The sequence below is a fragment of the Mesorhizobium sp. M0983 genome (assembly GCF_040318975.1).
In the GTDB taxonomy this organism is placed as follows: Bacteria; Pseudomonadota; Alphaproteobacteria; order Rhizobiales; family Rhizobiaceae; genus Mesorhizobium.
Window position 1 is genome coordinate 164,095 of sequence record NZ_JAMYNH010000010.1, and the last position, 22,508, is coordinate 186,602.

Sequence of the window (22,508 nt, forward strand, 5' to 3'; positions counted from 1 at the left end):
TGGCATACCGTTTTGGCGCTTGAACTCTCGGTTTTCACGCGTATGTAAGCCTCGCAAATTGACTCCAGGGAAGTGGACTTGGCTATCTACAGGGAAAAAGACGTTTTCGAGCGGCGCAATGCCGCAAACGAGGCAAAGAAGGCGCTTCTGGAGCGCTTCAAGGCAAAGCCGGCGGCAGATGATCCAGCGGTGCTGGCACGACAGGCCGAGCGCAAGGCAGTCCTCGAGGCCCGCGCGATACGCGAGGCCGAAAAGGCCAGGCTGAAGCAGGAAAAGCTGGCGCGCGAAGCGGCCGAAAAGGCCGAGCGCGAGGCAGCTGCCGAAGCGGCACGCATTGCCGCCGAAGAGGCAGCACAGGCCGAAGCGAAGATCCGGGAAGCTGAAGAGAACGAGCGCATCGCCCGTTTTCTTGCCGACGAGGCCGAACGCAAGGCCAAGCGTGACGCACGCTATGCCGCGCGCAAGCAGCGCACCGGCAGGACGCCGCCCGGCTTCTCCGCCCGATAGCGCCTTCCGGCGCTGATCGGCCGAATTCAAGAATCAGGGCCGCCTTGCAGCGGCCCTGAAGGCGTTTGGTCTGTCGGGCCGACTTAAGCCGCGAGCTTCAGTCCCATAATGCCGCAAACGATGAGCGCGATGCAGGCCAGCCTGATCGCGGTCGCCGGCTCCCCGAGCAGCCATATCCCCAACAGCGCCGTGCCGACGGTGCCGATGCCGGTCCATACCGCATAGGCTGTGCCGACCGGCAGTGCCTTCAGCGCCAGGCCGAGCAAGGTCAGGCTGACAATCATCGAGGCTACCGTCAGGACGGTTGGCAGCGGCTTCGAGAATCCGTCGGTGTATTTTAGGCCGATCGCCCAGCCGATCTCGAACAGGCCGGCGAAGAACAGGAAAATCCACGACATCGGAACGCTCCGTTTCGATGGCTCCCGGCCGATCTCTTGAAAGCGCAAAAACTATCTTCGCCGCATCCATATGGGATGCTCGTGCGCTTAATGAACAACAATACCGGCCGCATTTGCGGCCGGTCGAAATAAGCCAAAACGGTAGCTGCGGCCCTACTTGTCCTTCAGCTTCATCGCCTTCACCGGCGGTGCCTTCAGGGCCGGCGCCGGAGCGGGTTTCTTCGCGTCCTTCTTCGGCTTGCGGGCTTCCTTGCCTGCCTTCATCGCACCTTTAGCCATGATTCGTTCCTCCGGTTGATGTCTGGCGAAGTGAAACAAGAGAAAACGCTAGACTGCAAGAGGCCGCTGCCGTGCAGTCGCCTTGGCCGATGGCTGTCAACCGGTTTCTAATTCCCTCGTAAACCGCAGCGGTCCGTGCGATGGTCCTCTTCGCACTGCAGCATCAGCCCTTGCGTTTCGCCGGCTGATGATCGCGCAGTCCGGTCAGGACGACAATGCGGATCCACATCGGTTGCCAGATGAGCTTCGACTTCCCGCAGGAAACACCGCTGATCGCGATGCTCAACGTCCATTATTCGCGCGCATCCGATCTCGAGCGGCCGGACTTCCTGACGTCGAACCCGCCGGTGCCGATCGAAAGCTATCGCGACAGTTTCGGCAATTGGTGCAACCGTCTCGTTGCGCCGGCCGGGCGCTTTGCGTTCGGCACGGACGCGGTCATCCGCGACCCCGGCTCCTTCGAGACGCGCGAGCTGACGGCATGGCAGCATGAGGTGCGCGATCTGCCGTCGGAGACGCTGCTGTTCCTGCTGCCCAGCCGCTATTGCGAGAGCGACGTGCTGGCGAACGAAGCCTGGCGGCTGTTCGGCAATACGCCGCTCGGCATCCCGCGCGTCCAGGCGGTCTGCGACTTCGTCCATAACCATATCGTCTTCAACTATTTCAATGCACGGCCGACACGCACCGCAGCCGAAGCCTATCGCGAGCAGAGTGGTGTGTGCCGCGACTTTGCCCACCTCGCAGTCGCCTTCTGCCGCGCCCTGAACATCCCGACCCGCTACTGCACCGGTTATATCAGCGATATCGGCCTGCCAAAGCCGTGGTCGGACATGGATTTCGCCGCCTGGATGGAGGTTTATCTCGGCGGCCGCTGGCACGCGTTCGACCCGCGCAACAACGCGCCGCGCATCGGCCGCATCCTGATTGCCTCCGGACGCGATGCCGCCGATGTCCCACTCACCCACATTTTTGGACCGGGCGCGCTGGCTGGCTTCAAGGTCTGGACGGAGGAGGTCATCGAATAGCCTCTCGCGCTGCCCTTTTGAACAACTCGACACTTCGGGCGTTGTTCGAGCTGTGGAGCGTGGGCGTGCTCCGCTAATCTCGGTGCATCAACCAAGGCAGCACACCATGGCGGCGCATGGCGGGTCGAAAAAAGTGATCTATGCGGCGCTCGCCGGCAATCTTGCGATCGCCCTGACCAAATTCGCCGCTGCCTTGTTCACGGGCAGCTCGGCAATGCTCTCGGAAGGCGTCCACTCGCTCGTCGATACCGGCAATGGCAGCCTGCTGCTTTACGGCATGCACCGCGCCGCCCGGCCGGCCGATCGGACGCATCCGCTAGGCCATGGTCGCGAGCTGTATTTCTGGAGCTTCATCGTCGCGCTCCTCGTCTTTGCACTGGGCGCCGGCATATCGTTCTACGAAGGCGTGACGCACATCATGGCGCCGGAGCCGATTGCCAACGCAAAGGTGAACTACGCTGTACTTGGCCTTTCCTTCCTGTTCGAAGGCACCTCCTGGCTGGTGGCGCTGAACGAGTTCCGCCACCAAAAAGGCAGCCACGGCTGGCTCGAGGCGGTGCAGCTCAGCAAGGACCCGAGTGTCTACACCGTACTCTTCGAGGACAGCGCGGCACTTCTCGGCCTCGTTGTCGCCTTCGCCGGCATATTGGCGGCGGAACTGCTGGACATGCCGAAGCTCGACGGCGCCGCGTCGATCGGCATCGCGCTGATCCTGGGCGCGACCGCGATCTTCCTGGCCCGCGAAAGCAAGAGCCTGCTGCTCGGCGAGCCGGCCTCGCCCGAGGTGCAAATGAAAGTGCTGGCCATTGTCCAGCAGGACCCGGCGGTGCGGCGGGCAAATGGCGTACTGACGCTCCATATGGGGCCTCAGGAGATCGTCGCCGCTCTGAGCATCGAGTTCGAGGACCACTTGTCGGCGCCCGAGATAGAGACCTGCGTCGAACGCCTCGAGACACGGCTGAAGGCGGAGATGCCGGAGGTCACGCGCCTGTTCGTCAAGCCGCAGACCACCGGCACCTGGGAACGGCGGAGCAAGGCCTTGGCGGCGTCCGGAGGGGAGCCGGCCTGAGGAAAATGGCTGCGCCATCGGGCAGTCCCGGTTATGATTGCGCGCAAAAGCTCCAGGAGGAACGAAGATGAAAATCGACGGCGGGTGTCATTGCGGCGCCATTACTTACGAGGCCGAGGTCGATCCGGAAAAGACCACCATTTGTCACTGCATCGATTGTCAGAAGCTAACCGGAACGGCCTTTCGCGTCACCGTGCCGGCGTCCGAGGACAATTACACGATCACCAAGGGCGCGCCGAAAATCTACATCAAGACCGGTTCGAGTGGTGCCAAGCGCGCTCAGGCATTTTGCGGTGAGTGCGGCTCGCATCTCTACGCCACGTCGGCGGGCGCGGGACCGAAGGTTTACGGCATCAGGGTCGGCACGGCATGGCAGCGCGATCAACTGGTGCCGAGAAAGCAGATCTGGCATCGCTCGGCGCTGCATTGGCTGCCGGAATTCGAAGGCACAACCATCATCGAGGAGCAGTAGCGCCAGACCGGGCGAAGCCTCGGCTCCGGTTCCGGCGTAGCTCTCAATCGTCGCCTTCGACGACCCTTAGCCTCAGCTGCCCGGTTTTCGAATCGGCAACACGCGCGCTGCTTTCCGCTTTTGCTCCGCTGCCATTCGACCCAGCGGTGTCCTCCGCCGGCTGCACGCCAAACTCCAGCGCCTCGATCTTTTGTCCGCGCCTGGTCACCTTCGATGTCGAGACGAGGATGTCCTCGATATCCTTGGCCGATTGACCGAAATGCGTCTGCAATTTGCGCACCCGCTCGTCGAGCCGAGAGACGTCTTCCATCAGCCGGATGACCTCGCCCTGGATCAGTTGCGCCTGCTCGCGCATACGGGCATCCTTGAGGATCGCCTGGATGACCTGGATCGACAGCATCAAAAGCGATGGCGAGACGATGACGATCCGCGATCGATGCGCCTTTTGGACAACGGCCTCGAAATTCTCGTGGATTTCGGCGAACACCGATTCCGAGGGCACGAACATGAAGGCAGTGTCCTGCGTCTCGCCCTGGATCAGGTATTTTTCGGAAATATCCCGGACATGCACCTCGATGTCGCGGCGGAAAGCCTGAGCGGCGGACTTCTGCAGGTCGGCGCCTTCGGCGGCACGGATGGCATTCCAGGCCTCGAGTGGAAACTTTGCATCGATGGCAAGCGACGGTGCGCCGTTCGGCATCTTCACCAGGCAGTCGGGCCGGCTGCCATTCGACAAGGTCGCCTGGAATTCATAGGCGCCGTGGGGCAATCCGTCGGCGACGATGGCTTCCATACGCGACTGGCCGAAGGCGCCGCGCGTCTGCTTGTTGGAAAGGATCGCCTGCAATTGCACGACCTGGCCGGCCAGCGACTGGATGTTGCCTTGCGCGATATCGATGACCGCCAGCCGCTCCTGCAGCTTGGCGAGGCTCTCATGCGTCGATCTCGTCTGCTCGGTCATGGTCTGGCCGAGGCGGCCGGTCATGGCGTCGAGGCGCTGGCCGATCGACTGGGTCAGTTCGGCCTGACGCGCCCCGAACACTTCGGCGATAGCGCCCATACGGCCCTGCATTTCCGCCTGGCTTGCCAAGATGCCGGCCATCCGCACCTCGGCGTCGCGGGCGTGGTCGGCGGCTTCGGCGGTCGCCATTGCACGCGCCTTGGCCGATCGCCAGAGCGCAATGACGAGCGCCACGAACAGGCCGAGGAACAGCATTGCGCCGAAACCCAGGGCATGGCCGAGCGTGATCGTGGTGGCGCCGAGGCGGGCGACAGGTTCGGACAGGATGGTGGCCAGATCGTTCATGCCGACAGCATAGATGATTCGGTCTGGCGGCACAGATCAAAACGTGAACGACCAGAAGGCGTCCCGGTTGACGCTTTTCCTGCGAGGTCTTAGGTGAGACGCCATGTCGATCAAGCCGCTTATCATCCTCCCCGATCCCGTCCTGCGTCAGGTTTCAAAACCGGTCGAGCGTGTCGACGGTGATTTGCGTAAACTGGCCGGCGACATGCTGGACACCATGTATGACGCGCCCGGCATCGGCCTCGCGGCGATCCAGGTCGGCGAACCCTTGCGCTTGCTGGTGATCGACCTCGCCAAGGAGGACGAGACGCCGGCACCGCACGTCTTCATCAATCCCGAAATCCTCGACAGCTCCGACCAGCGTTCGGTCTACGAGGAAGGCTGCCTGTCGATCCCGGATTACTATGCCGAGGTCGAGCGTCCGGCAGCGGTGCGGGTGAAGTATCTCGATCGCGACGGCAAGCTGCAGGAGATCGAGGCCGAGGGGCTGATGGCGACCTGCCTGCAGCATGAGATCGACCACCTAAACGGCGTGCTGTTCATCGACCACATCTCCAAGCTGAAGCGCGACATGGTGGTCAAGAAATTCAAGAAGCTCGCCAGGGACAAGGCGCCGGGCAAGATGGTGGGATAGGGGTCGACGAATGCCCCTGCGTGTCATCTTCATGGGTACGCCCGAATTCTCCGTGCAGACGCTGCGAGCGATCGCCGGGGCAGGGCATGAATTGGCAGCCGTCTACACGCAGCCGCCGCGCGCCGCAGGCCGGCGCGGGCTCGAGCTGACGCCGTCGCCGGTGCAGCGTGAGGCGGAGCGGCTTGGCATCGAGGTGCGGTCGCCGGTGTCGCTGAAGAGCGAGGCGGAGCAGCAGGCGTTCCGCACCTTGCGCGCCGATGTCGCCGTGGTCGTCGCCTACGGGCTGCTTCTGCCCAAACCTATTCTCGAGGCGCCGCGGCTCGGTTGCCTCAATGGCCACGCATCGCTATTGCCGCGCTGGCGCGGCGCTGCCCCTATCCAGCGCGCCATCATGGCCGGCGATACCGAGACGGGCATGATGGTGATGCGGATGGAGGAAGGCCTCGACACCGGGCCTGTGGCAATGGTTGAAAAATGCGCCATTGGACCCGACATGACGGCCGGCGATCTGCACGACCGGCTGATGATCCTGGGTGCTGCGCTGATGGTGCAAGCGCTCGAACGGCTCGAGCGGAATACGCTGACATTTACCACACAGGCGGAGGTGGGGGTGACCTACGCCAAGAAAATCGATAAATCGGAGACTCGCATAGACTGGCTGCGACCTGCCGGCGACGTGCACAACCAGATTCGCGGCCTGTCGCCCTTTCCCGGTGCATGGTGCGAGGCCGAAATCGGCGGCCGCATGGAACGGCTGAAACTGCTTCGCTCGACGCTCTCGCAAGGCGCCGGCGAACCGGGAGGAATTCTCGATGACCGGCTGACGGTTGCCTGCGGGTCAGGCGCGATCAGGCTGGTCGAAGTTCAACGTGCGGGCGGAAGGCCCATTGCCGCGCAGGAGTTTCTGCGCGGGGCCAAGCTCGAAAAAGGGATGAAATTGTCATGAGCATGATGTCCATACGCGCGGCGACGCCGCGGGACCGCGAGGCGATCCGCCTTGTCGAAGAACACGCATTCGGCCAGCAGGCGGAGGCCGGACTGGTCGACGCGCTGGTCACCGGCGGTGATGCCGTCGTCGAACTGGTGGCGGACGAAGACGGGCAAGTGGTCGGCCATATCCTGTTTTCACGGCTCTTCGTGCAGAATGGCGGCAAGAGCTTCCCGGCAGTCGCGCTGGCGCCGCTGGCAGTCGAGCCGTCGTTCCACGGCACCGGCATCGGCGGTGCCCTGGTCCGAGAGGCTCATATCCGCCTGAAAGCCGCCGGCGAGACGCTCGCTGTGGTGCTCGGCGATCCGGCCTACTATGGCCGCTTCGGCTACAGCCGCGCCCGTGCAGCGAAATTCGAGAGCGACTACCAAGGCGAGGCTTTGCAGGCGCTTGCCTGGGGCGAGGCGCCGGAGACCGGCAGGCTGGTCTACGCCTCGGCCTTCGGCTCAGCCCTCGCCGCCTGATTTCGCCTCGATCCGGGAATGCCGCGTTTTCGCCTCGACATCGAATATGACGGCAGTCTCTTTGCCGGCTGGCAACGCCAGGCCAATCAGCCTTCGGTGCAGCAGGCGATCGAGCAGGCGATCGAGAAGTTCTGCGGCGAGCAGGTCTCTCTGCGCGCCGCCGGCCGCACCGATGCCGGTGTCCATGCGACCGCTCAGGTGGCGCATGTCGATCTGGTCAAGGCATGGCCCGGCGACAAGGTGCGCGACGCCGTCAACGCGCATCTGCAAGCGGCCAAGGCGCACATCGCCATCCTGAAGGCCGCCGTCGTGCCGGATGGCTTCGATGCGCGTTTCTCGGCGATCGGCCGCCACTATCTCTACCGTATCGTCAACCGCCGCGCGCCAGCAGCGCTCGACAAGGGCAAGATCTGGTGGGTACCGAAGCAGCTCGATGCCGCCGCCATGCACGAAGCGGCAAAAGTGCTGCTTGGCCGGCATGATTTCACCACCTTCCGCTCGACCCAGTGCCAAGCCACCAGCCCGGTCCGCACGCTCGACCGGCTGGATGTCAGCCGGGCGGGCGATTTCATCGAAGTCCGCGCTTCGGCGCGGTCATTCCTGCACAACCAGGTGCGCTCGATGGTCGGCTCGCTCAAACGTGTCGGCGAAGGCGGCTGGGCCATTGCCGACCTCAAGGCCGCGCTCGAGGCGCGCGACCGTGCGGCCTGCGGTCAGGTGGCGCCGCCCGACGGGCTGTTTCTAGTCGGCGTCGATTATCCGACGCCTGGCTGATCCGGCACGCTGATACCGAGCAGCGCCTGCAGGCCGAACAGGACGATCAGCGACGCCACGAACATGCCGGCAAAAACAGCGCTGCCGACAGCCGCACCCCTGCCGATGGCAACGTTGGTCATCCGCCAGGTCAATACCATTGACAGCGCGAACAGCAGCAGCGACACCAGCCCGGAGACTTCGTTGGCCGATGTCAGGAAAAGCCGGATCAACGCCGATGGCAGCATCATCCAGGCGATGATCGCCGAGGCCCAGTTGCTGGCGACGACATAATGGACGAAACGGCTGCCGACGCCGACCCGCGGCGCGACCAGGGCCAGGCCGATGAGCGGCAGCACCCAGGCGCCGATATCGACGGTGGCCAGCCGGATCAACATGCTGAAACGGCCGACGAATGCGTCGGGATCGCCGATCTCGTTGGCAATGCCGACCCAGCCGACGATCAATGCCGGCGCCGCGACGACGATGGCAAAAAAGGAGTTCCAGAAACCGTCCGCCGAAAGGTCGAGCAGGCGAAATCCGTCGGCCTTGCCGAGCATCAGCCGCCAGGCGCCGGCAAGCGAAGCATAGGTTTCATCCGCTGAAAGCATCACTAGGATATGTCCTGCGCAAACCAGTCTTCAACGAAGCGCAGATAAATCTGCGTCAGCGTCTCGAGATCGGCAATCGCCACACGTTCGTCGACCATGTGCATGGTCTTGCCGACCAGGCCGAATTCGACCACCGGACAATAATCCTTGATAAAGCGGGCATCGGAGGTGCCGCCGGAGGTGGAGAGCGCCGGCTTCCTGCCGGTCACCGCTTTGACCGAACCGCCAAGCGTCTCGATCAGCCTGTCGTCGCGTGTCAGGAAAACATGGCTCGGCCCGTCGCGCCAGACGATCTCGTAGTCGACCGGCGTCTTCTTGCCGGCGCGGTATTTCTTGCGTTTCGCCGCCCGGTCGAGGCGGTTGTGGATCTCGGCCTGGATCGTCTCGGCGGTCCATGTGTCGTTGAAGCGGATATTGAAGGTAGCTGCTGCCTTCGCCGGGATGACGTTGGTGGCGGGATTGCCGACATCGATGGAGGTCACCTCAAGGTTCGTCGGCTGGAAATCCCTTGTTCCGTTGTCGAAGACGGGGTGCAGCAAGGCGTCGACCAGCGTCACCAGGCCGCGCACCGGATTGTCGGCTAGCTGCGGATAGGCGGCGTGGCCCTGGCGGCCGTTGACGACGACCGTGCCCGATAGCGAGCCGCGCCGGCCGATCTTGATCATATCGCCAAGCGCGTCGGGATTGGTAGGCTCGCCGACGATCGAGGCATCCCATTTCTCGCCTTTGGCGGCCGCCCATTCGAGCAGCTTCGTCGTGCCGTTGATCGCCGGGCCTTCCTCATCGCCGGTTATCAGCAGCGAGACCGACCCCTTCGGGCCGCCCTTCTGCTCGACATGTCGCGCCACCGCCGCGACGAAACAAGCAATGCCGCCCTTCATGTCGACGGCGCCGCGGCCGAACATCTCGCCATTGGCGATCTCGGCGCCAAAGGGCGGGTGCGTCCAGGCTGCCTCGTCGCCCACCGGCACCACGTCGGTATGGCCGGCAAACATCAGATGCGGGCCATTGCCGGAACGCCGCGCGTAAAGGTTCTCGATGTCCGGTGTGCCGGCTTCGGAAAACACCGGTCGCTCGACCGCAAAGCCGAGCGGCTTCAACATCGCCTCCAGCGCGCGCAGCGCACCGCCTTCGGCGGGCGTCACGGAAGCACAGCGGATGAGTGCAGCGAGATTTCTAACCGGATCGGTAGGCAGCATCATGGGCAAAAGCGATAGTCGAAAGCGCAAGGTCTGTCACGGCCAGACGTGAGGGCCAGCCATGCCGCCGACATTATGGTTTTCATGTCGTATAATTGCGGCAAGGTCTCTCGACCAGAACAGGGCCATCGCATGGTCACGCGTGGCAAGACGATCGTAATCGCCGGTGCTGGCAGTATCGGCTGCTACGCCGGCGGCTGCCTGATACTTGCCGGGCGAAAGGTGTTTCTGCAGGCGCGACCGCGCGTCGAGAAGGCCCTGCAAGAAGCTGGATTGCGCATCACCGACCCTGACGGCCGCGACCGTTCTGTCAAACCGGACGCATTGTCGGTCACCGCCGATCCGGCGGTAGCATTCTCCGATGCCGATGTCATTTTGGTAACGGTCAAGAGCGGCGCGACGCAAGACATGGCCGGGCTGATTGCCGCCCATGCCCGACCGGACGTGGTGATACTCAGCCTGCAGAACGGCGTCGACAATGCCGATAAATTGCGAGCCCATCTCACCGCCCAGCCGGTGCTCGCGGGCATGGTGCCGTTCAACGTGGTCCAATCGCCGGAGGGCGAATTGCCGCTTCGCCTGCACCGCGCCAGCGGCGGCAAAGTGATGATCGAACAGGGCTCGGCGGGCCTTGACGAACTGCTTGATGTCGAGGGGTTTGCCGTCGCGACGCATGGTGACATCGACGCGGTGTTATGGGACAAGCTGCTGCTCAACCTCAACAACGCGCTGGTGGCGCTTTCCGGTCTGCCGCTGGCGGCAGAGCTTGCCGATCGCCGCTGGCGGCTGATCCTGGCCGGTCAGATCGACGAAGCATTGGCGGCAATGACGGCGACAGGCATCGAACCCGCTCGCATCGCCGGCCTGCGTCCCGCACTGCTGCCGAAAGTGCTTCGCCTGCCCGACGGGCTGTTCAAGTTCTTGGCGCGGCGGATGCTTGCCATCGATCCGGCCGCGCGTTCGTCGATGTGGGATGACCTGCGGCGCCGCCGGTCGACGGAGATCGGCGAACTGCAAGGCGCGGTCCTGCGTTTGGCCGAAAAGGCCGGCACGCCGGCGCCTTTGCTGAAGCATGTCACTGCACTGGTGCGCGCGGCCGAGCAGGAGAGGCGCGGATCGCCTTGCTTGCCGCCGGAAGCTGTCGCTGCGACCGTCAGATCGTAGCCCGCACAGGCGCCCAATAACGGCCCTTGCCGGTGCGCTTGGCTTCGTAGAGTGCATGGTCGGAACAGGTGAGCAGGATTTCCGGATCGCCGCCGTCGGCGGGTGCAAAGGCGCTGCCGACGCTCAAGCCGACATGGATGGCGGAACCGACCCCGAGGTCGAAAGGCACCGAGACCTTTTCGATGGCCCGCTTTGCCAGATAGGTGGCCTCGATCTCCGAGGTTGCGGGCAAAAGGATGACGAATTCGTCGCCGCCGATACGGAAGACCACGTCCCTCGGCCGGAAGCCGCGCTTCAATCGTTCGGCCACCTTGCGCAGCAGCACGTCGCCGACCGCATGACCAAAACGGTCGTTGACCTGTTTGAAGCCGTCGAGGTCCATGCTGAGCACGGCAAACGGCTTGCCGCCATTGGCGGCCGGCGCCGCAAGGTCGCGGCACATGTCGCGCAATTTTTCCTGCAGGAAGATGCGGTTTGGCAGGCCGGTCAGCGCGTCCTTGATCGCTAGGTCGCGATTGTCCAGCTCGGCGCGGATCATCCGGGCGTTGATTGCGTGGTTCTGAAGCAGCACGATGATGACGCCGGCCACATAGAACGGCGTTTGAATTCCGACGATCGGCATTCCGGGCGCTGCGGAAAACAATGCACCGACCACGTAAGGCAGGCTTACGGCCAACATGACGAATATGGCGAAGCGCGGGGTGGCCGCATTGCGTGACGACACCACGCCAACGACACCTGCGACATTCAAGGCGGCAAGTACGGAAAGCGCCATATTCCCGCTGGCAACACAGCCATAGCAGCCGAGGCCGAAAACGACCGACCATACACCGCTGGCTGCCATCAGGCCCGCCAGCGGCCCTTTCGAGCCGCGCCTGCGGGCCTGCTCGCATTCCCGCATCAGCAGAACGCGGACGACGAAAAGCATCAGGTCGGCTGCGATCCAGGCGTAGGGCCACCAATCCTTCGTGGCAAGTGCGGCGCTGACCGCAACCACCAAAACGCTGATGGTGCCGAACAAGACTGCGAATTTGCGGTCGAAAGTGGTGTCGAGAAGCCGGGCGCGGACGGCTTCCGGTTCCAATCTCATCGGCGAAGAGAACCAGGCAAACAGGCGAGCGGCGGCGCTCCACGTTTTGCGCGGCTCCTTGGTGGTCAGGGATAGGTCGCTTGCCAGTCGAGCGCTCCGTGCCGGTCGACACAGTTTTCGCCGGCATGCTGGGCCAGGGTGATTAACATTCGCTTAGAGCGTCCGGCGCAAAACCGGGGTTTCGGAACTTCCCGCTCTGCCGCTCTAGCGGATCTGCCGCCGGCTCGCGGGTCTTAGCTTGCCGGCCCCGGTCGTCTGCGGACTGCAGGCCGACGCGGCGGACCCGGCTCGGGATCGGTTTTCTTCGCATGTGCCGGCTGCCCATGAGGGGTTTCGATCAGCGTGATCTTCTGCCAGATCTTTCGCGACAGGTTCGACGCCAGGTTCTCGATGTCATTGACGCCATCGATGACCACGGCGTCATTGACCGACTGGGCAAACAGCGCGGCGATCTTGCCGGTGATCGACAACATTTCGGAGCAATAGTCGAGATAGCGGGCAAGGTCGGCGGCGTTGGTGATGCGGGCTGGCGAATGTGCAGTCGGCTTGAAACTGGCTGAAAGTGCTGCCGGATCCTTGGTCAGCTGGTGCATGTCGATGACGTGGATGAGCGACCGCAGCCCGTGGAGTTGGCGGAACACCCGCTTGCGCTTGATCCGCTCCTCGGAGCGGATCAGGGCCAGGAAGCCCAGCACGGCGAGGATGATCATGTTGAGGGAGGCTTCGATGCCTTGCACCGACTGGAAGGCATCGTGGTTTCCCGAGATGCGGCCGAGCGGCAGGATTGTGCCGACGAACAGGAACATCAGCGCTCCGACGACGAAAGCGGCGATGATGAGGCCGCGCAGCCACCAGATCGGCGCCTCCAGCGCCTTGGCTGCCTTTGCCAGATCGCGCGACAGCGACACGAGCTCGGCGGCGACGCCGCGCAGGCCTGCATCGGGAAAGCGCTCGGCGACGCGCTCTTCCAGCCGTTCGGCGGTTTCGAGGATCAGTTTCGAATCAAGCGAGCGGTAGCGCATGACGAAATGTCCGATTGGCGCTCAGGGTTCGGCCGGTGCGTTGGTGCGCTTGCCGTAGCGGTTGGGGCCTGGGTCACTTTTGAAAAAAGCCAGGATAAAAAGCAGGACGAAGCCGATAATGAGAGAGATCAATGCGTAATAGGCAGGCTTGCCGAAATCATGGAACCGCTTCGCCGTTAGCGCAAAGGTCGACCATGTCGAGACGAACACAGCGATCCATAAGGCGAGCGCCCAATACTGGCTCGCGGCAGTGCCTAACGGCGTTCGCGCGAACTGGTAGAGCAGAAAGAGTTGAACGATGACCGGCAAGAGGCCAGCCAAAACATAAGCGCTCGGATTCACCCGCCCAGAAAGGCTGAAGAAAAGCCATAGGAATTGAGGTTTGTCAGTCAACCCGGTGCATCCGTTCTCGGGAGATCAATCGCGCAGCAATTCGTTGATCGAGGTCTTGGAACGGGTTCTTGCGTCGACCCGCTTGACGATGACGGCGCAGTAGAGGCTGGGGCCGGGCTCGTTGTTTGGAAAAGGCTTGCCCGGCAGTGAGCCGGCGACGACGACGGAATTGGCCGGCACTTCGCCGTAGAAGATCTCGCCGGTGGCGCGGTCGACGATCTTGGTCGATTGGCCGATGAAGACACCCATGCCGAGCACTGAGCCCTCGCGAACAATGCAGCCCTCGACCACTTCGGAACGGGCGCCGATGAAGCAATTGTCCTCGATGATGGTTGGGCCGGCCTGCATCGGCTCCAGCACGCCGCCGATACCGACGCCGCCCGACAGATGCACATTCTTGCCGATCTGGGCACAGGAGCCGACCGACGCCCAGGTGTCGACCATGGTGCCGCTATCGACATAGGCGCCGACATTGACGAAGGACGGCATCAGCACGGCGCCCGGCGCGACATAGGCAGAGCGGCGCACGATCGACGACGGCACGGCGCGGAAGCCGGCCTTCTCGAAATCGACGGCGCTCCAGCCGTCGAACTTCGAAGGCACCTTATCCCACCATACCGCCTGACCGGGACCACCCTTGATGATCTCCATCGGGTTGAGCCGGAAGGACAGCAGCACCGCTTTCTTCAGCCACTGGTTGACGTGCCATTTGCCGTCGGCCTGCCGCTCGGCGACGCGGGCGACGCCCCGGTCGAGCAGGTCGAGCGCCGATTGGATGGCCTCGCGCGTCTGGCCGCGGGTTGCGGTCGAAATGGTGTCGCGTTCCTCGAAGGCGTTCTCGATGATCTTCTCGAGACTCGCGAGATCGGGCTTCGACATGAATTCGCTCCATTACCAAGCTGTTAAGGGCCGGCGCCTTAACCTGTTTGAAAGTCGCGCGGACCCTATGTGAAGGCTTGGGGAGGGTCAATCGCGGCAGCGTCACGGGACGGCGCAAGTGAATGATTGGACGGGTAAAGCAAATATGACTCCCATGGAAAAGGCGGGGTGGACGCCGCTACCGCATTCGGACGAGGATCTGGAGCGGTCGAAAAGCGTGCCGGACACGCCGCAAACGCGCGCGGAGACATATCGGCTGGCCTGGAACGACCCCGATTTCATGACGCGGCGCGAGTTGCGCGCGGTCAGGCTGCAGCTCGAACTGCTGAAACCGGAGATGATCCTGGCCGAGCGCGGCATCCAATCGACCGTCATCCTGTTCGGCGGCGCGCGCATCCCCGAGCCCGGCGGTGAAGCCTGGGCGGCCAAGAACGAGACGCAGAAGAAGAATCTCGAGCAAAACAGCAAATACTATGAGGAGGCGCGCAAATTCGCCCGCCTCTGCTCGCAGCAGTCGGCCACTTCGTACTATCGCGAATTCGTCGTGGTGACCGGCGGCGGGCCTGGCGTCATGGAGGCCGGCAATCGCGGCGCCGACGATGTTGGCGCGCCGTCGATCGGTCTCAACATCGTGCTGCCGCACGAGCAGGCGCCAAACGCCTACGTGACGCCGGAACTCTGCTTCAACTTCCACTATTTTGCGGTCCGCAAGATGCATTTCGTCATGCGTGCCAAGGCCGTTGCGGTGTTTCCCGGCGGCTTCGGCACGATGGACGAGTTCTTCGAGACGCTGACCTTGATCCAGACCGGCCGCATGGAACGCGTGCCGGTCATCCTGTTCGGCAAGGCTTTCTGGGCAAGGGCTATCGACCTCGACTTCCTCGCCGAGCAAGGCACGATCACGCCCGGCGACCAGGATATCATCGATTTCGTCGACACCGCCGATGAGGCCTGGGGGATCGTCAGCCGCTTCTATAAACTTTGACATGCAAGCAAGGACTTGAAGCGCGCCGGCTGCCTCAAGCGGGGACTTCGACGATCGCCGTGAGAAAGCCGGCGAGATCGTCGGTGACGAAGTCCACGTCGTCCTCGTTGGCCGGGTCGCGTTCCCAGATTTCCGAGAAGGTCGGCTCGAAATTGCGCGGCACCACCAGCACCGTGGTCATGCCCAGCGATTTCGGCACCGACAGGTTGCGGGCGAGGTCTTCGAACATCACCGCATTTTGCCCGGTGACGGCGTGGAGTTCGGCAAATTTCTCGTAGGATTGTCGCGCCGGCTTGGGGTTCAGCCCGGCTGCGACGATATCGAAAATGTCGTCGAAATGCTCGAGAATGCCCAGCTGCCGCGCGGTGCGTTCGGCATGCCGGCGATCGCCATTGGTGAAGATGAATTTGCGGCCGGGAAGCTGGCGTATGGCGGTGCCGAGGACGGGATCTGGCACCAGCCAGGAATAATCGATGTCGTGGACCTTCTCGAGAAAGTCGTCGGGGTCGATGCCGTGGCGCGTCATCAACCCGTTCAGTGTCGTGCCGTATTCCCGGTAGAGCTCCTTCTGCAGCTTGCGTGCTTCCTCGCGCGGCAGCGTCAGCAATTCTCCGACATAGGCGGTCATCTTCACATCGATCTGCGAGAACAGATTGGAATGGTGCGGATAGAGCGTGTTGTCGAGATCGAACACCCAGTCGGTGACATGGGCAAAGCGGGCGGGGTCGGGAAGCGTGGTCATACCGTCCTTATGGCACGAAACGATCTTTCTAACAGGAGGTTTATCCACAACCTATGCGCGCCCTGGGTGGTGAAAATGGTGCCGTGATTAAAATCTTAAGCATCGCCGAAAGGTGACATTCAGCGCTTGCTGGCACCAAGACGGACCAGTGGGAGCAAGCGATGAATCGCATATTTCTAAAGTCTGCCGCCATCGCTTTCGCCTCCGTCGCCGTCTCACTTTTGCTGACGCTGATCGTCGTGCCGGCAATGGGTTTTCCGATCAATCGCACCATCTGGTTGACGTCTACCGTATGCCCGCTGGCTCTTGCCTGGGGCGCCGGCGCCTATACGGTCTGGCAGGGCGAAAGGTTGAAGACCGCGCATCGCGAACTCGCCCGCGCCCATGCCCAGCTCGCGGCCGCCCACAGGCGCTTGGCGGAAAAGGCGAGCCGCGACGACATGACCGGCATGCTCAACCGCGAAAGTTTCTTTGCCGCCCTCGACGGCTCTCGGCGTAAATCCGATCGCGGGGCATTGCTGATCGTCGATGCCGACCATTTCAAGACCATCAACGACAGCTACGGCCATCTGATCGGCGACGAGGCGCTGCTCCTGATCGCAAGTGCGATAGAGCGTGGCGTGCGCAGCGGCGATGTCCTTGGCCGCATCGGCGGTGAGGAATTCTGCGCCTTTCTGATCGGCGCCACCGAACACGAAGCCAGGCGCGTCGCCGAGCGCATCCGCCGTGAAGTAGAGCGTATCCGTTTCCGGCCCGTCGACGAACGAACCGTTCCGCTGACGGTCAGTATCGGCGGGACCACCTGCGGCGAGGACGCCGCAGTGTCGGAGCTGATGCGCGCCGCCGACCAGCGGCTCTACGAGGCCAAGCATCGCGGCCGCAACCTGTCGATCATCGATCGTGACATTTCCGAAGCGGCGTGAGCTCAGCCCTAAGCCTTGTGCTGGAAAAATTCTACCTATCAGAATTCAACCGCGCCGCGGCCAGTGCTGTCAAAATCCGAAGATGGCGATGCGGAACAGCAGGGCAGCGGCCGCCAGCGCGACCAGTGCAATACCAAGGCCAATGGGAGAACCCCAGCCATACCATTCCATCGCCAGCTTGGCGTATTTGAATTCTTCGGCCGGTGTGAGTGGGCCGCGCGTCTGGTTCTGGTTCATTGTCCACTCCTTGCGTGCTGCGACAGGCCGTGCCTTGCGCCCGACGCAGCATATTACTATAATAGCCGTAATGTTAGGCAAATTGATAGTTAGATGATCGAAGTAAATTCGTCAAGCATGAATCGGGCCGACATGAAGACGGCCATCAGCCTCGCCATTATGGGCTGGCAGGACGCGACGCAGGCTTATGACGAGGCAGTAGGCGATAGGCTTGAGCTGAGTACGGCGGAACGCCATTGCCTGGCGCTGCTCTATGGCGGCCCGCAATCGGCTGGCGAGGTCGCGGCCGCAACAGGGTTGACGCCGGCCGCAGTCACCGCGCTGATCGACCGGCTGGAGGCGCGCGGCCTGCTGACACGAACGCGCAGCCTCGAGGACAGGCGCAAGGTGGTCATAGAGGCGACGGAACTCACGCGAGAACTATCGGCGCGCTATTATGGTGCGATCGCGCAGGAGGGAGAAAGGGTGATCGCCACATTTAGCGACACCGAGCTGGCCACGATCCTTCGCTTCGTCACCGCATCGCTCGACCTTCAGCGCGACCAGCTTGCCCGGCTGAAAGCCGAGGCCCTGGAAACAGCCGACAGCCTATAGGCTCGCCGGGTCGAGCGCCGGCTCGCCTTTGCGGCGCGCCACGATCGCCGCAAGATCGGCGGTCTCGAAAGCATCACGCAGCACGTCGAAAGACGGCAGCACAAAATAGGCACGCTGGAACTTGTCGATCTCGTAGCCGGTGCGCATTACGGTTTCCAGGTCGAAGGGGACATCGTGCGCGTCGCCGCCTTCGACCGCGAACTGAAGCTCGGTGAAGGATGACATCAGCCCGGCGCCGAACGCCTTCAGCGGCTGGCCCGGCTCGCGTATCAGCCCGTATTCGACGGTGTACCAGTAAAGCCTGGTGATCATCTCGTCGCCGCCGAGCGCAATCACGCTGTCGGCCCTCTTGCCATACATCTGCATGAAGTCCGCAAAGACCGGCTGCGTCAGGATCGGCACGTGACCGAAGAAATCGTGGAACATGTCGGGCTCGACGATGTAGTCGAGCTCCTTTTGGGTTCGCAGCCAGTTGGTGACCGGGAAGCGGCGGTTGGCGAGGTGGTCGAAGAACGGCTGGGCCGGAATGAGCCCCGGCACCGCGACGATCTCCCAGCCGGTGAGCTTGCGCAGCTTCTCGCTGACCTCACCGAAATCCGGGATCTTGTCGAGAAGGCCGAGCGCCGCAACGCCATCGAGATAGGAATGGTGGGCGAGCTTCCTGGTCAGCTTCGTCTGGCGGTCGCACAGCGTGCGCCACACCGCCTGTTCTTCGTCGCTATAATTGTAGCCCTGCGCCACGGTGAAATCGGCACGGCAGACCGAATAATCGCCGCGAAGGCCTCGCGCCGCGCATTCGCGGGCGTAGTCGGCAACGTTCATCGTCATGGCTTGCTCTCCCTGGAAATCATGATCAGCGGATCGTCGGAAATTCTAGCCGGATGGCGTGAGGCAAATCAGCTTTGATGGTGGCTCAAATGCGGGGTTGGAGGTAAAAGACTCCACGATCGAGCTTTGGGAGAGTGAAAATGCCTCAGTTTGACGAATTCGAGATCAAGATGCTCGACAGCCTGCAGCGCGACGGGCGCAAGCCGGTATCCGAACTGGCGCAGGAGATCGGCCTGTCGACGACACCTTGCGCGCGGCGCTTCGAGGCGCTTCAGCAGGCGGGCATCATCAAGGGCTTCGCCGCGGTGCTCAGCCGTCGCGCCGTCGGGCTGATGGTCGAGGTGTTCATCCAGGTGCGCCTGACCAGCCACAGCGACGGCTCGCCCGAAAGCTTCATCGCCGCCGTCCAGCGGATGGACGAGGTGTCCTCATGCTGGACCATGACCGGCGATCATGATTTCCTGTTGCATGTGATGGTGCCGTCGGTCGACGAGCTCAATGCCTTCGTCATGCACCGGCTGATGCGGCTCGAAGGCGTGCGCGACGTCCACACCCAGCTTGTGCTGCAGAACATCAAGGGGCCGGGCCATGTCCCGCTTGCACATCTCAGACGGTAGGCATTTCTGCGGAAAAGCTGCACACAAACTGCTGAAGCGAGCCAATCTCCAGCGCTAGATCGCCGACTACGACATGCGGACCGCCATTGCATAAGGTCCGCCATGAAAATCGTCCTGATCAACCCGCCACATACGGCCATCGGCAGCCGTGTGCCGGACGACCATCTGCCGCCGCTCGGTTTGCTGGCACTGGGCGGTCCGCTGATCGACGCGGGACATCAAGTGCGACTTGTGGACGCCGAATTCGGGCCGATGCCGCTTGCCACGCTGGTCCGGGACGCCTTGAGCGATCATCCCGACTGTATTCTGATCGGCCATTCCGGCTCGACCTCTGCGCATCCGACAGCCCTACTGATCGCCGGCATGGTCAAACACATCGATCCGGCGACAATCCTGATTTATGGCGGCGTGTTTCCGACCTATCACTGGCGCGACATACTGGCCGAAACGGAGGCCTTCGACTTCATCGTTCGTGGCGAGGGGGAGGCGACCATCGTCGCGCTGGTCGAAGCGCTTGAAAAACGCAAGCCGCTGTCGGATGTGGCGGGCATCGCCTTTCGCGACGATTTGCGCCGGCCTTTTGCCACCAACCCGGCAAGGACGATCGCCAATCTCGACGACTACCGCATCGGCTGGGAACTGATCGATATCACTCGCTATAGCTATTGGGGAGGCAAGCGTGCGGTGGTCATGCAGTTCTCGCGAGGCTGTCCGCATCTGTGCAACTATTGCGGCCAGCGGGGGTTCTGGACGCGCTGGCGGCACCGCGACCCCGTGAAGTTCGCGCGGGAGATTGCCTGGCTATACCGCGAGCACCGCGTCGAGCTGATCAACCTTGCCGACGAGAACCCGACCTCGTCCAAAAAAGCCTGGCGCGCCTTTCTCGATGCGATGATCGCCGAGAATGTGCCGGTGCTGATCGTCGGCTCCACCCGCGCCGACGACATCGTCCGCGACGCCGGCAGCCTGCATCTCTATCGCAAGGCCGGCGTCATCCGCTGGCTGCTTGGCATGGAAAATACCGACGAGCAGACGCTCCAGTTGATCCGCAAGGGCGGCAGCACCTCATCCGACCGCGAGGCGATACGGCTGCTGCGCCTCAACGGCATCTTGTCGATGGCGACCTGGGTGGCCGGTTTCGAGGACGAAAGTTTCCGCGACCTCTGGCGCGGCTTCCGCCAGCTGATCGCTTATGACCCCGACCAGATCCAGGCGCTCTATGTGACGCCGCACCGCTGGACGCCGTTCTTCAGGATTGCCAGGGATCGCAAGGTGATCCAGCTGGACGCCCGCCTGTGGGACTACAAGCACCAGGTGCTGCAGATGACCCGCCTCAAGCCGTGGATGTTGTTCTTCGCCGTCAAGCTGATCGAACTGGCCGTGCAGTCGCGGCCCAAGGCCTTGGCGCGCATCCTGTTCCACAAGGATCCGGAGCAACGGCATTCGATGCGCTGGTACACCAAAATGGGCCGCCGCGTCTGGTTCCGCGAAGTCTGGGGCTTTCTGGTTCGCGACCGCCGCCTGAAGAATGGCCCGACGCTCGCCGAATTCTGGGGCGCGCCGCAGGACGAGGAAGAGGAATCGATGGTGGTCGCGCACCCGGCGCGCAGGCTGACACCGCCTGCGACCACGATTTCGTCGCGCGCCTGACCGGCGCGGGCAATCTTTTAACAAGCATACGCAACGTATGTATATTGCCATACGGAATGTATGTACCCACTTCGGGATACGGGACGGATATCAGCGACCGCCCCGGAAAATGGAACGCAGCGATCCAAAACCCCGAAGTCTTGCGGGCGGCTCTCACCTTCTCGGAGAAGCCACATCGCGATGGTCGGGACCGGCCTGCCTTGTCTGATTGGAGTGAAACAATGACCAAACGCGATGCGATCTTCCCTGCCGGTCGGCAGGCCCTCTACGAAGTCAATCGCTATTCGGCGGCGATCCGCTCAGGCGGCTTTCTGTTCGTCTCGGGCCAAGTCGGCAGCCGCGAGGACGGATCGCCGGAGCCAGCCTTCGAAAAGCAGGTCCAGCTTGCCTTCGACAATCTCGCGGCGGTGCTGAAGGCCGCCGGTTGCACGTTCGACGACATCGTTGACGTGACCACGTTCCACACCGACCCGGCCAAGCAGTGGGAGGCGATTGACGCCGTTCGACTTAGGGCGATCGGTGAACCGCCCTACCCGAACTGGACCGCGGTGGGGGTGAATTGGCTGGCGGGCTTCGATTTTGAGATAAAGGTCATCGCGCGCCTTCCTCAGTCCGGATGATCGATTGGCGGCGAGCGACGAAGGCGGAGACTACCTAGTCGACCGTTCGCCCGCCCGCCTGTCTCGACAAGCGCTGCGATGGTGATCGGATGGTCTTCCGGTCTGTCGCGGCGTTGAACAGACTGAGGCCACTCACGGCACGATCAGCGTGCCGGCGCCGTGTTCGGTGAACAGCTCGAGCAGCACCGCATGCGGCGTCTTGCCGTTGAGGATGACGACGCCAGCGACGCCGCGCTCGATTGCCTCGATGCAGGTTTCAACCTTGGGGATCATGCCGCCCGAGACCGTTCCGTCCTTGATCAGGGCCTTGGCCTCGGCCACGGTCAACTCGTCGATCAGCTTCTTGTCCTTGTCGAGCACGCCGGGCACGTCGGTGAGAAACAGCAGGCGCGTCGCCTGGCAGGCGCCGGCGATGGCGCCGGCAAAAGTGTCGGCGTTGATGTTGTAGGTATGGCCGTCGCGGCCGGGCGCCACCGGCGCCAGCACCGGGATCATTTCGGATCGCGCCAGGAGGTCGAGCAATGTGCGGTCGACCTCGACCGGTTCACCGACGAAGCCCAGGTCGAGCACCCGCTCGATGTTGGAATCAGGATCGATCATGGTCTTGCGCGCCTTTTCGGCAAACACCATGTTGCCGTCCTTGCCGCACAGGCCGATTGCCCACTCGCCCTCGGCATTGATCAGCGCGACGATTTCCTTGTTGATCGACCCGGCCAGCACCATCTCGACAATCTCGACGGTCTTCTGGTCGGTGACACGCAAGCCGCCCTCGAATTTGGATTCGATGCCCATCTTGCTGAGCATGGCGCCGATCTGCGGCCCGCCGCCATGCACGACGATCGGGTTGACGCCGGATTGCTTGAGCAGTGCGATGTCGCGGGCGAAGGCTTTGCCGAGCGCGATGTCGCCCATCGCGTGGCCGCCATATTTCACCACGACCGTCTTGTTCTCGTAGCGCTGCATATAGGGCAGCGCCCTTGAAAGCAGCGCGGCCTGCATTTCGGCGGTGGCGGCGACATCCGTCATCGGCTTGGTTCCCGGCTTGGCATGAACGGCGGC

Annotated in this window: 28 protein-coding genes; 15 read left to right on the plus strand and 13 right to left on the minus strand. The window is 62.9% G+C overall.

Annotation, left to right across the window (positions count from 1 at the left end; genetic code table 11):
- The first annotated feature begins 78 nt into the window (after window positions 1–78).
- Window positions 79–507: a DUF6481 family protein gene (locus tag NKH71_RS19830; RefSeq protein ID WP_352484331.1), complete on the plus strand. Its 429-nt coding sequence runs from the start codon at window positions 79–81 to the stop codon at window positions 505–507.
- 83 nt (window positions 508–590) lie between these two features.
- On the opposite strand, the gene sugE is transcribed toward NKH71_RS19830, so the two are convergent.
- Window positions 591–905, minus strand: coding sequence for a quaternary ammonium compound efflux SMR transporter SugE (gene sugE, locus NKH71_RS19835; protein WP_352484330.1), 315 nt, complete (start codon window positions 903–905; stop codon window positions 591–593).
- 153 nt (window positions 906–1,058) lie between these two features.
- On the minus strand, window positions 1,059–1,184 hold the full coding sequence (locus NKH71_RS19840) for a hypothetical protein (protein WP_013528464.1): 126 nt from the start codon (window positions 1,182–1,184) through the stop codon (window positions 1,059–1,061).
- Between the two features lie 215 nt (window positions 1,185–1,399).
- Here NKH71_RS19840 and NKH71_RS19845 point away from each other — a divergent pair, with 215 nt between their 5' ends.
- The 3 genes from NKH71_RS19845 to NKH71_RS19855 all read left to right on the plus strand — a co-directional run bounded on the left by NKH71_RS19845 (window position 1,400) and on the right by NKH71_RS19855 (window position 3,750).
- Window positions 1,400–2,209, plus strand: a complete 810-nt coding sequence (locus tag NKH71_RS19845; RefSeq protein WP_023718185.1) for a transglutaminase-like domain-containing protein — start codon at window positions 1,400–1,402, stop codon at window positions 2,207–2,209.
- A gap of 106 nt (window positions 2,210–2,315) precedes the next feature.
- Window positions 2,316–3,278 (plus strand): cation diffusion facilitator family transporter, encoded by a 963-nt coding sequence (locus NKH71_RS19850; protein WP_352484329.1) that lies wholly within the window; start codon window positions 2,316–2,318, stop codon window positions 3,276–3,278.
- 67 nt (window positions 3,279–3,345) lie between these two features.
- Window positions 3,346–3,750, plus strand: coding sequence for a GFA family protein (locus NKH71_RS19855; protein WP_352484328.1), 405 nt, complete (start codon window positions 3,346–3,348; stop codon window positions 3,748–3,750).
- A gap of 43 nt (window positions 3,751–3,793) precedes the next feature.
- Here the strand turns inward: NKH71_RS19855 and NKH71_RS19860 are convergent, their stop codons facing one another.
- Window positions 3,794–5,056, minus strand: coding sequence for a DNA recombination protein RmuC (locus NKH71_RS19860; RefSeq protein ID WP_352895286.1), 1,263 nt, complete (start codon window positions 5,054–5,056; stop codon window positions 3,794–3,796).
- 103 nt (window positions 5,057–5,159) lie between these two features.
- On the opposite strand from NKH71_RS19860, the gene def reads away from it, so the two are divergent.
- The 4 genes from def to truA are packed head-to-tail and all read left to right on the plus strand — an operon-like array spanning window position 5,160 to window position 7,916.
- The gene (gene def / locus NKH71_RS19865; protein ID WP_023718189.1) at window positions 5,160–5,690 is read left to right on the plus strand and encodes a peptide deformylase; all 531 of its coding nucleotides are present in this window, start codon (window positions 5,160–5,162) and stop codon (window positions 5,688–5,690) included.
- Between the two features lie 16 nt (window positions 5,691–5,706).
- A complete protein-coding gene (fmt, locus tag NKH71_RS19870; protein ID WP_352548109.1) occupies window positions 5,707–6,636 on the plus strand; it encodes a methionyl-tRNA formyltransferase in 930 nt (309 codons plus the stop codon).
- Window positions 6,633–7,142, plus strand: coding sequence for a GNAT family N-acetyltransferase (locus NKH71_RS19875; protein WP_292662840.1), 510 nt, complete (start codon window positions 6,633–6,635; stop codon window positions 7,140–7,142). The genes fmt and NKH71_RS19875 overlap by 4 nt, the downstream gene beginning before the upstream one ends.
- Before the next feature lie 18 nt (window positions 7,143–7,160).
- Window positions 7,161–7,916 (plus strand): tRNA pseudouridine(38-40) synthase TruA, encoded by a 756-nt coding sequence (gene truA, locus NKH71_RS19880; protein WP_023718192.1) that lies wholly within the window; start codon window positions 7,161–7,163, stop codon window positions 7,914–7,916.
- Here the strand turns inward: truA and NKH71_RS19885 are convergent.
- On the minus strand, window positions 7,898–8,506 hold the full coding sequence (locus tag NKH71_RS19885) for a hypothetical protein (RefSeq protein WP_023718193.1): 609 nt from the start codon (window positions 8,504–8,506) through the stop codon (window positions 7,898–7,900). The two genes, truA and NKH71_RS19885, sit on opposite strands and share 19 nt — an antisense overlap.
- Before the next feature lie 2 nt (window positions 8,507–8,508).
- On the minus strand, window positions 8,509–9,708 hold the full coding sequence (gene dapE / locus NKH71_RS19890; protein ID WP_352484327.1) for a succinyl-diaminopimelate desuccinylase: 1,200 nt from the start codon (window positions 9,706–9,708) through the stop codon (window positions 8,509–8,511).
- 129 nt (window positions 9,709–9,837) lie between these two features.
- On the opposite strand from dapE, the gene NKH71_RS19895 reads away from it, so the two are divergent.
- The gene (locus NKH71_RS19895; RefSeq protein WP_352895287.1) at window positions 9,838–10,869 is read left to right on the plus strand and encodes a 2-dehydropantoate 2-reductase; all 1,032 of its coding nucleotides are present in this window, start codon (window positions 9,838–9,840) and stop codon (window positions 10,867–10,869) included.
- Here the strand turns inward: NKH71_RS19895 and NKH71_RS19900 are convergent.
- The 4 genes from NKH71_RS19900 to dapD form a co-directional block, all read right to left on the minus strand.
- On the minus strand, window positions 10,859–11,959 hold the full coding sequence (locus NKH71_RS19900) for a GGDEF domain-containing protein (protein ID WP_352790272.1): 1,101 nt from the start codon (window positions 11,957–11,959) through the stop codon (window positions 10,859–10,861). The genes NKH71_RS19895 and NKH71_RS19900 overlap by 11 nt on opposite strands.
- A gap of 233 nt (window positions 11,960–12,192) precedes the next feature.
- On the minus strand, window positions 12,193–12,981 hold the full coding sequence (locus tag NKH71_RS19905) for a hypothetical protein (RefSeq protein ID WP_352484325.1): 789 nt from the start codon (window positions 12,979–12,981) through the stop codon (window positions 12,193–12,195).
- A 21-nt stretch (window positions 12,982–13,002) separates the two neighbouring features.
- Window positions 13,003–13,374 (minus strand): DUF805 domain-containing protein, encoded by a 372-nt coding sequence (locus NKH71_RS19910; RefSeq protein WP_031193743.1) that lies wholly within the window; start codon window positions 13,372–13,374, stop codon window positions 13,003–13,005.
- Window positions 13,375–13,398: 24 nt separating this feature from the next.
- The gene (gene dapD / locus NKH71_RS19915; RefSeq protein WP_023718197.1) at window positions 13,399–14,253 is read right to left on the minus strand and encodes a 2,3,4,5-tetrahydropyridine-2,6-dicarboxylate N-succinyltransferase; all 855 of its coding nucleotides are present in this window, start codon (window positions 14,251–14,253) and stop codon (window positions 13,399–13,401) included.
- Between the two features lie 145 nt (window positions 14,254–14,398).
- Here dapD and NKH71_RS19920 point away from each other — a divergent pair, with 145 nt between their 5' ends.
- The gene (locus NKH71_RS19920) at window positions 14,399–15,238 is read left to right on the plus strand and encodes an LOG family protein (RefSeq protein WP_023718198.1); all 840 of its coding nucleotides are present in this window, start codon (window positions 14,399–14,401) and stop codon (window positions 15,236–15,238) included.
- A 34-nt stretch (window positions 15,239–15,272) separates the two neighbouring features.
- Here the strand turns inward: NKH71_RS19920 and NKH71_RS19925 are convergent, their stop codons facing one another.
- Window positions 15,273–15,980 (minus strand): pyrimidine 5'-nucleotidase, encoded by a 708-nt coding sequence (locus tag NKH71_RS19925; RefSeq protein WP_023677476.1) that lies wholly within the window; start codon window positions 15,978–15,980, stop codon window positions 15,273–15,275.
- 161 nt (window positions 15,981–16,141) lie between these two features.
- Between NKH71_RS19925 and NKH71_RS19930 the strand changes: the two genes are divergently transcribed.
- Complete coding sequence (locus NKH71_RS19930; RefSeq protein ID WP_023718199.1) at window positions 16,142–16,903, plus strand: GGDEF domain-containing protein; 762 nt, start codon at window positions 16,142–16,144, stop codon at window positions 16,901–16,903.
- A 69-nt stretch (window positions 16,904–16,972) separates the two neighbouring features.
- Here NKH71_RS19930 and NKH71_RS19935 read toward each other — a convergent pair whose 3' ends face one another.
- Window positions 16,973–17,140: a hypothetical protein gene (locus NKH71_RS19935; RefSeq protein WP_023718200.1), complete on the minus strand. Its 168-nt coding sequence runs from the start codon at window positions 17,138–17,140 to the stop codon at window positions 16,973–16,975.
- Between the two features lie 93 nt (window positions 17,141–17,233).
- On the opposite strand from NKH71_RS19935, the gene NKH71_RS19940 reads away from it, so the two are divergent.
- The gene (locus NKH71_RS19940; protein ID WP_352484322.1) at window positions 17,234–17,734 is read left to right on the plus strand and encodes a MarR family winged helix-turn-helix transcriptional regulator; all 501 of its coding nucleotides are present in this window, start codon (window positions 17,234–17,236) and stop codon (window positions 17,732–17,734) included.
- Here NKH71_RS19940 and phhA read toward each other — a convergent pair.
- Window positions 17,729–18,562 (minus strand): phenylalanine 4-monooxygenase, encoded by an 834-nt coding sequence (phhA, locus tag NKH71_RS19945; RefSeq protein ID WP_023718202.1) that lies wholly within the window; start codon window positions 18,560–18,562, stop codon window positions 17,729–17,731. The two genes, NKH71_RS19940 and phhA, sit on opposite strands and share 6 nt — an antisense overlap.
- Before the next feature lie 140 nt (window positions 18,563–18,702).
- Between phhA and NKH71_RS19950 the strand changes: the two genes are divergently transcribed.
- The 3 genes from NKH71_RS19950 to NKH71_RS19960 all read left to right on the plus strand — a co-directional run bounded on the left by NKH71_RS19950 (window position 18,703) and on the right by NKH71_RS19960 (window position 21,449).
- Window positions 18,703–19,179: an Lrp/AsnC family transcriptional regulator gene (locus tag NKH71_RS19950; protein ID WP_023718203.1), complete on the plus strand. Its 477-nt coding sequence runs from the start codon at window positions 18,703–18,705 to the stop codon at window positions 19,177–19,179.
- A gap of 102 nt (window positions 19,180–19,281) precedes the next feature.
- Complete coding sequence (gene bchE, locus NKH71_RS19955; RefSeq protein WP_352495033.1) at window positions 19,282–20,829, plus strand: magnesium-protoporphyrin IX monomethyl ester anaerobic oxidative cyclase; 1,548 nt, start codon at window positions 19,282–19,284, stop codon at window positions 20,827–20,829.
- A 221-nt stretch (window positions 20,830–21,050) separates the two neighbouring features.
- Complete coding sequence (locus NKH71_RS19960; RefSeq protein WP_352716549.1) at window positions 21,051–21,449, plus strand: RidA family protein; 399 nt, start codon at window positions 21,051–21,053, stop codon at window positions 21,447–21,449.
- A gap of 132 nt (window positions 21,450–21,581) precedes the next feature.
- Here NKH71_RS19960 and argB read toward each other — a convergent pair whose 3' ends face one another.
- The gene (argB, locus tag NKH71_RS19965) at window positions 21,582–22,475 is read right to left on the minus strand and encodes an acetylglutamate kinase (protein WP_023677482.1); all 894 of its coding nucleotides are present in this window, start codon (window positions 22,473–22,475) and stop codon (window positions 21,582–21,584) included.
- Window positions 22,476–22,508 lie beyond the last annotated feature (33 nt).

What these genes read in the sequence shown, in the direction of transcription:
- NKH71_RS19895 (WP_352895287.1), top strand. Translation starts at nt 9,838, where the DNA reads ATGGTCACGCGTGGCAAGACGATCGTAATCGCCGGTGCTGGCAGTATC.
- dapE (WP_352484327.1), bottom strand. Translation starts at nt 9,708, where the DNA reads ATGATGCTGCCTACCGATCCGGTTAGAAATCTCGCTGCACTCATCCGC.
- def (WP_023718189.1), top strand. Translation starts at nt 5,160, where the DNA reads ATGTCGATCAAGCCGCTTATCATCCTCCCCGATCCCGTCCTGCGTCAG.
- NKH71_RS19875 (WP_292662840.1), top strand. Translation starts at nt 6,633, where the DNA reads ATGAGCATGATGTCCATACGCGCGGCGACGCCGCGGGACCGCGAGGCG.
- sugE (WP_352484330.1), bottom strand. Translation starts at nt 905, where the DNA reads ATGTCGTGGATTTTCCTGTTCTTCGCCGGCCTGTTCGAGATCGGCTGG.
- NKH71_RS19855 (WP_352484328.1), top strand. Translation starts at nt 3,346, where the DNA reads ATGAAAATCGACGGCGGGTGTCATTGCGGCGCCATTACTTACGAGGCC.
- NKH71_RS19930 (WP_023718199.1), top strand. Translation starts at nt 16,142, where the DNA reads ATGAATCGCATATTTCTAAAGTCTGCCGCCATCGCTTTCGCCTCCGTC.
- argB (WP_023677482.1), bottom strand. Translation starts at nt 22,475, where the DNA reads ATGACGGATGTCGCCGCCACCGCCGAAATGCAGGCCGCGCTGCTTTCA.
- bchE (WP_352495033.1), top strand. Translation starts at nt 19,282, where the DNA reads ATGAAAATCGTCCTGATCAACCCGCCACATACGGCCATCGGCAGCCGT.
- dapD (WP_023718197.1), bottom strand. Translation starts at nt 14,253, where the DNA reads ATGTCGAAGCCCGATCTCGCGAGTCTCGAGAAGATCATCGAGAACGCC.
- NKH71_RS19840 (WP_013528464.1), bottom strand. Translation starts at nt 1,184, where the DNA reads ATGGCTAAAGGTGCGATGAAGGCAGGCAAGGAAGCCCGCAAGCCGAAG.
- NKH71_RS19860 (WP_352895286.1), bottom strand. Translation starts at nt 5,056, where the DNA reads ATGAACGATCTGGCCACCATCCTGTCCGAACCTGTCGCCCGCCTCGGC.
- NKH71_RS19940 (WP_352484322.1), top strand. Translation starts at nt 17,234, where the DNA reads ATGATCGAAGTAAATTCGTCAAGCATGAATCGGGCCGACATGAAGACG.
- phhA (WP_023718202.1), bottom strand. Translation starts at nt 18,562, where the DNA reads ATGACGATGAACGTTGCCGACTACGCCCGCGAATGCGCGGCGCGAGGC.
- NKH71_RS19885 (WP_023718193.1), bottom strand. Translation starts at nt 8,506, where the DNA reads ATGCTTTCAGCGGATGAAACCTATGCTTCGCTTGCCGGCGCCTGGCGG.
- NKH71_RS19960 (WP_352716549.1), top strand. Translation starts at nt 21,051, where the DNA reads ATGACCAAACGCGATGCGATCTTCCCTGCCGGTCGGCAGGCCCTCTAC.
- truA (WP_023718192.1), top strand. Translation starts at nt 7,161, where the DNA reads ATGCCGCGTTTTCGCCTCGACATCGAATATGACGGCAGTCTCTTTGCC.
- NKH71_RS19920 (WP_023718198.1), top strand. Translation starts at nt 14,399, where the DNA reads ATGACTCCCATGGAAAAGGCGGGGTGGACGCCGCTACCGCATTCGGAC.
- NKH71_RS19950 (WP_023718203.1), top strand. Translation starts at nt 18,703, where the DNA reads ATGCCTCAGTTTGACGAATTCGAGATCAAGATGCTCGACAGCCTGCAG.
- NKH71_RS19925 (WP_023677476.1), bottom strand. Translation starts at nt 15,980, where the DNA reads ATGACCACGCTTCCCGACCCCGCCCGCTTTGCCCATGTCACCGACTGG.
- NKH71_RS19935 (WP_023718200.1), bottom strand. Translation starts at nt 17,140, where the DNA reads ATGAACCAGAACCAGACGCGCGGCCCACTCACACCGGCCGAAGAATTC.
- NKH71_RS19845 (WP_023718185.1), top strand. Translation starts at nt 1,400, where the DNA reads ATGCGGATCCACATCGGTTGCCAGATGAGCTTCGACTTCCCGCAGGAA.
- NKH71_RS19905 (WP_352484325.1), bottom strand. Translation starts at nt 12,981, where the DNA reads ATGCGCTACCGCTCGCTTGATTCGAAACTGATCCTCGAAACCGCCGAA.
- NKH71_RS19850 (WP_352484329.1), top strand. Translation starts at nt 2,316, where the DNA reads ATGGCGGCGCATGGCGGGTCGAAAAAAGTGATCTATGCGGCGCTCGCC.
- NKH71_RS19900 (WP_352790272.1), bottom strand. Translation starts at nt 11,959, where the DNA reads ATGAGATTGGAACCGGAAGCCGTCCGCGCCCGGCTTCTCGACACCACT.